Origin of the sequence: Marisediminitalea oceani (genome assembly GCF_003731635.1) — a bacterium.
GTDB classification, from domain to species: domain Bacteria; phylum Pseudomonadota; class Gammaproteobacteria; order Enterobacterales; family Alteromonadaceae; genus Alteromonas; species Alteromonas oceani.
The window spans coordinates 1-5,749 of record NZ_RCUA01000061.1 but is presented as its reverse complement, the minus strand read 5'-3'; the positions used below and the strand labels follow the sequence as shown (position 1 = coordinate 5,749).

Genomic DNA, 5,749 nt, shown 5'->3' with positions numbered 1-5,749 from the left:
AATTAACGAGCGACTTAGATAAAATGGGGTGATCCGGGTCTATATTGATCGCTTACTTAATAGATTACATGAGGAAGCTCGTAACCACTTCAATAAAATGCCATCACCTACTGTCCTAGCCGTAGGAATCTTGATTGGAAGCCCACACAAGGAAATCCAGCAGTTTACTTAGCAATAACTGCTGAAAGAACTGTGTAGAAGCGTCGGGACTAGGAATCCCGATTTGAATATGTTCACGAATGCGATGTTCATAGTCATGGTTAAAACTGGCAGAGCAATAAAATGAAGAGCAGGCTACTCAGCCTGCTTTTTTCATTCTGTTTTACAGAATTCACCTTTGGTGAGCCTAGTTAACGGTAGGACTAACTAGGAGAATCAAAATGAGTACACATTCTAAAAAAATAACCTTTCACATGCTGCTTGATTGCGCGAACTCTTTCCTCAACCTGGCAAAAGTATTTATGGCATTTAGCATCTTTCCACTTGTGCATGAGACTGTAGCATTTTGGCTCGGCTGGAAAGGGTATGTGGAAGCAAATTTTCAGCTTAATGATTATTTCTATTACAACATTGTATGCCTAGCTGTGTCTCTATTGATGGCATCAGCAGCACTGGTAGTGAATAGGAGTATAGACGAAAATTAAGCTATTTTACGGGCACGAGAGTGCCCGTTTCTATTACCACCATAATTCTCCTCAGGGGTTCCTAATTTTTAATGCTATTCATTGAAAATTAGGAGGACAAATTGAATCAGCATCAACGTAATATCCTGAGGCTCTTAGGGATACTAAAAAGATCAGCATTCAACATTGGAGATATCACGCTGGTTATCTGGTGTATCCATGCAATCACTGAGTTCGAGGCTGACCCAACCTATCCATTTTTGGAGTTAAGAGGGCTGATTTTTATTTTATTAATATACATGTTAGGCATAGCCATATCTGTACAGCGCGAAAGCTTGCGCAATAAATATGAACAGCAGTAACGACTAAGAGCACCCCACGGGTGCTCTTTTCTATACTTTTAGCTCGTCTATTTAGCGATAGAACGTCTGCTCAATAGGCTCGATAAATTTGGTTCTGAATATGATTTTCTCGCGGAGTCTGTCTGCATCATCATTGCTCAGTAGCGGGAGTTTCGTTTTCCGGTCATAACGACAGGGCATCTCCTCTAGCAATTGTTTGTAGTAGCGCTGTGTGTCGTTATTGATTTTCTGAGAGCAGGGGATAATGAATACTTTATCGTAGAGTTTATTTTCCCCTAACATTGCGTCGCGTAATTTCAATATTGTCTTTTCGTGTTGTGTCTTTCGTTTAAATGATGCTTCCAGTTCGAGAGCTGCAACCTCGCCATTGTCTAGCTGTACTAGCGCATCGACATTTTTTACAGCAGATGAACTATGAATCCGCTTAAATTCAATCTCTGTTAAATAGGCTGACCAAAGTGGCTTTGGAATACCGTCTTTGGTTTTGTTTTGTAACCCCTGGCTCAATACAAAACTTAAAATAGAGTCATGCATGATTGCATTTTGATTAACCTGGGTAATTGGCTCTCTCGCTGAACGGAATGGTATATCTACTCGCATTAGTTCTGCGGCAAATTGAGCACCGGAATGGGTTAGTACATAAATACGGCCATCTGCGGCCCTATCGGTTGTAGCAATCGTTAGTAACCCCTCTTTAACTATTCTATTCAGCGATTCAAGGACTTTGTGCCGTCGAATCTGCCATATGGCTTGGCATGTTATTGCAGACACAAAACCATATCTAGCCGCCAGGAGTAATGCTAGTTTCTTCTTCTCCCGCCCCCTATGAACGGGATTGGCGCTTTTGTTTAACCGCATATTGATGTTGAAGTAGATGTGAAGGTTATCTGCATTTTGCAAAGGTGTGTTTGACATCATGTTCCTCGTCTGTTGATTGAGACACTAAAAAGGAACTGTGGATGCAGAATTACGTTATTTAAGAATTTTTTCGGGTTGTCGACTGGGATTTGCTATAACTCACTTTAGCCCAGTAAATTACCCTGTTAACAACCCAGTCGATAATTGACGCTCACAACATTCGTTGTGAGCTAGTACGCTTATAGTGCCCGTCACTGCTGATGTTGACGTTCGTCAACGCAGTGACTCTACGCCGCATTTGCGGCTAGCACTAACGCTTCAGGCGCATGTTCCCGTGCTGCGCACTACCCCCATTTTGCACGTTCACGCCATTGTATTTCATACACATGGGTTCACTGCGCTCGCGTTGCTCTGCGCACGGGTTTGATTCAATAGCGCTATCGCGCAATTCATCAAATTTTGCCTGAAGGCAAAACAAAATCGGGGGTAGTTCGCAACCGCGAACATGCGCCTGCTACAAAAGAAATTTGCTTCGCAACTGTCTTTTTACGCTAGCTGTTGAGTTGTTTCACAACTGCTTTGTTACAGACGAATTTGTAATTCGCTGTTGCATAAACGCTTCGCTCGAAGATACTAAAATGATGTATGAGCAATAAACAAAATTTGTAGCGCATATTGTTTTAAGTGTTGTTTTTAATATTAACTATTGGTAATATTCATTCGTTGTCTTATTGGTTGAAACTTTTCCCATATCGGGAGTGAACCGAAAAACTTTATACTGCTTAGCAGTTCTAAATGTTTTCAAAAATTTTCCCCACATTCGGGGTTGAACCGTGCTATTAAAGCCTTTGTTTCAACTAATAAGATAACAAAAGCCACTTTTGTGGCTTTTTTTGTGCCTCAAACTCAACTTGATAATCTTTCTTGTCCATCAAGTGAGTTATATAGAAAACTAATCGTAACTTCTCATTAAATAAGTAATTATCTTGCTACAAGCATAATTATCTTTTTGTTGTTTTTGCAATTCACCAGATAATAACCGCTCTACCTCTGGCAGAATTGCCTTCCGCAAAAGTTTGACGTCGCTTTTGTTCATTGTGCCTGAGTTTATAGTTGTCGCGACAACGCTTTTTCTTGAGAAAAAGTACAGATTGTTGAGTTTAATCAGAGGATTTTTATTAGCGGGGATCATCATTTAGCTGCAATTTCATTGTTGCTGAACTGTGCAGTCAATGAAATTGAAAATGCCATATTTTTCATTAACTTTCAACTGGTAGGTGAAGTTTAGAGAGTTAGGAGAATATTATGTCATTACTGAGTTTTAATTTATTTGATCACTGTTCCTCGGACAGTGAAGAGGCTATTGGTTCGGATTTTCTGGAGAAGGAATCTGATGTATGCGGCGTTAATGAAGTCACTGGATTACCGCTTTTATCGAGTGGTGTTAAAGGCTGTTCCGGTGCGATTGATGTCGCGGGAAACCCTAGGGGGTCAGATTTTACTAGTCTATCTGATTTAAACCCTATGATTGATACTATCCCCATTGTTAGCGACATGACGAACGGAATTGATACTAGCATTGACAATGACTGGATGGATAATTCTTCGTCTATCGACAGTGGTTTTGACGATTTCGGTTGCAGCGACATATCACTATTCGACAGTGATTGGTAAGCGCCAATTTAGTCGCAGCTGTTAGAAAGTATTTATTTAAGTCCTCAAAAGTTATGCCCGCAAAATGCGGGCATATTTCACTATATTATTACACTATTAAACATGGGGACGGCATTGCCTTTCTTAGATATTGCCTTTTAATACTGTCCAACAATTCATAGGACATAGGCGTACCCGAGCCGTTAAGTCTGTCGTCCATGTTATTGATGTCTGGTTGAGAATAATGCTCTTCAAACACTTTAGCGCCCTTATGTCTGCTCACGCTCATAGCCTGCTTAAGTGTCAATTGCATATCTAAAAGCTGGCTAATGGCTTCTCTGCGTATGTCATGGTAACGCAAATCATCGATATTCAGTTTGCGCACAACCTCCCTGAATCCTTTGGTTACGCCCCCTGCGGTGAAATTAAAGATGCGACCTGCGGTAATTCCTTTTTCATCAATGTAGAGCTTAAGGAGTTCGACAGTATTTCTAATCAGTGGCTGATATTCTGTGTCAGTCAGATTTCCAGAAAATCCTTTAAACTGCCTGAGGCGGATGATTTTTTTATCAAAATCTATATCTTCGATATTGATGTTAACTAATTCAGAGATCCGCATCGCTGTAGTAAGAGAGAGTATGAACATCAATGCATTAGGAATCTTCACACGCTTTTGGTTTTCTCTCTCTTGAAGCTCTTTGAATATTCTATCAAGCTCATTGGGACTAAGGCGTCGACGCCTGGACTTAGATTTGCTGATTAAATTTTCTCTGCGTAAGTCATCAAGAAGGTCAGAATTTCTTAAAAGCTCCTTGTTGACTGAGGCGTTATATCTGGTATTCGCAGTGCGCAATAGAAGAGTGAGTGTGGTTAGGTTTGACCATGTTGTTTGTGGGTCAACATTAGGGGTTTGCGCACTAGCTCCCCGACGCAAGTAGCAAAAGGTTTTAATGTGTTTAAAATTGAGATCGCATAGCGGAACATCACTCAATCCCCATCTTTCATCAGATAGGACTCTAAGATTTGAGTATTCCGTTTTACATAAACTAAGAAAACCCGAGTCGGCATCACGTTGTAACACTTTTGCAGCTTCTCGAACGGTTGAGAACTCCGAGATGGTATTGCCTAAAAAGCCAGATGTATCCAGATACGTACGCATACGGGATTCCCAGTCTTTGGCTTCATCCAGGTTCTCAAACTGTCGGTATTTTCTGGCAACAATTTGGCCTCGAAGCTTTTTTGTGACCGTAACTTTATAGGTAACTTTTTTAGTGGCTTTTGAAGTGTAGGTGCTGATAGTCATTTCTGTCTCCTAATAATCTAATCAGCACCAATGTTATGGTTGATATATCAATCTCAGTTCATTTTGGTTAGACGAAATTTATATTTTTTTTCAATAAATGTTCAGGTGTAATTCGCGTGTAAACCTGCCAGAGGATTTTTAGATCTTTGTGTCCCGTTACAGTAGCTACTTCTTCTACGGTATAACCTAACTCTATAAGGCGTGTGGCCGCTTCCCGTCGTAAATCGTGGTATCTTAAATCTGTTATCCCTAGTTTTTTACACGCTCTCTGAAATCCGGCGGTTACGGAGCGTGGATTAACTGGAAAAATAAATTCTGACTGTCGGGGTTGTGCCAGAATGATACTCAAAGACTGACCTAATAATGGGATTTCCGTATGATTTCCTTCGGAACCGTTTGGATTTTTCCTGTCCCTAACCAAAATCTTAGATGCTGAACTATTAAGATCTAACCAGCGCAGGGATGTCACCTCTGAAATGCGTAAACATGTCGTCAAAGATATGTTGAAAATGTCTCGATAGGGAATAACAGTAGAGCGATGTTTCTCTTTTTGTTCAAAGAAATTGAGTAGTAATTCATATTCGTTACCCTCAAGCCTGCGTTTACGTGCCTTAGATCTAGCAATTAACTTTAGGTCATATAGCGCTTGATAAGCCTCAACAACAGGTTGTTGAGAGCAATTCACGCCAAGCAGTGACTTACCGACCCTTAAAACCTTACGGATCAGACTGACGTCAATTGAAATAGTCGCAGGGCCTGGCTTTGATTCAGATTCCATTCGGGCCAGGCAATACTCTACAATATCGTGGCTTTTTATTTTGGAAGCGATGAGGTGAGCGATTGGATATTTGACTATAGTCCGATATGCAAAGCTCGCTGTTCTGCGCAAAGGTGCGTATTAGGCATTTCCCGATCACTAATTCCGGCCTCTCGATCACCCCAATTCTGAT

5 protein-coding genes are annotated in these 5,749 nt (G+C 40.8%); 2 read left to right on the top strand and 3 right to left on the bottom strand.

All coding sequences use genetic code 11. The features are described 5' to 3' along the window. The first annotated feature begins 380 nt into the window (after positions 1 to 380). Positions 381 to 644 carry a hypothetical protein gene (locus D9T21_RS16050; RefSeq protein ID WP_123325974.1) on the top strand — a complete coding sequence of 88 codons (264 nt, stop codon included), beginning with the start codon at positions 381 to 383 and terminating at the stop codon, positions 642 to 644. 392 nt (positions 645 to 1,036) lie between these two features. Here the strand turns inward: D9T21_RS16050 and D9T21_RS16040 are convergent, their stop codons facing one another. Next, the gene (locus D9T21_RS16040) at positions 1,037 to 1,900 is read right to left on the bottom strand and encodes a hypothetical protein (RefSeq protein ID WP_241155732.1); all 864 of its coding nucleotides are present in this window, start codon (positions 1,898 to 1,900) and stop codon (positions 1,037 to 1,039) included. Positions 1,901 to 3,148: 1,248 nt separating this feature from the next. Here D9T21_RS16040 and D9T21_RS16030 point away from each other — a divergent pair. Further along, positions 3,149 to 3,517: a hypothetical protein gene (locus tag D9T21_RS16030; RefSeq protein ID WP_123325966.1), complete on the top strand. Its 369-nt coding sequence runs from the start codon at positions 3,149 to 3,151 to the stop codon at positions 3,515 to 3,517. Between the two features lie 88 nt (positions 3,518 to 3,605). Here D9T21_RS16030 and D9T21_RS16025 read toward each other — a convergent pair whose 3' ends face one another. Continuing rightward, positions 3,606 to 4,799 carry a site-specific integrase gene (locus tag D9T21_RS16025; RefSeq protein WP_123325964.1) on the bottom strand — a complete coding sequence of 398 codons (1,194 nt, stop codon included), beginning with the start codon at positions 4,797 to 4,799 and terminating at the stop codon, positions 3,606 to 3,608. A 67-nt stretch (positions 4,800 to 4,866) separates the two neighbouring features. After that, a complete protein-coding gene (locus D9T21_RS16020; RefSeq protein ID WP_241155731.1) occupies positions 4,867 to 5,577 on the bottom strand; it encodes a tyrosine-type recombinase/integrase in 711 nt (236 codons plus the stop codon). Between the last annotated feature and the right edge of the window lie 172 nt (positions 5,578 to 5,749).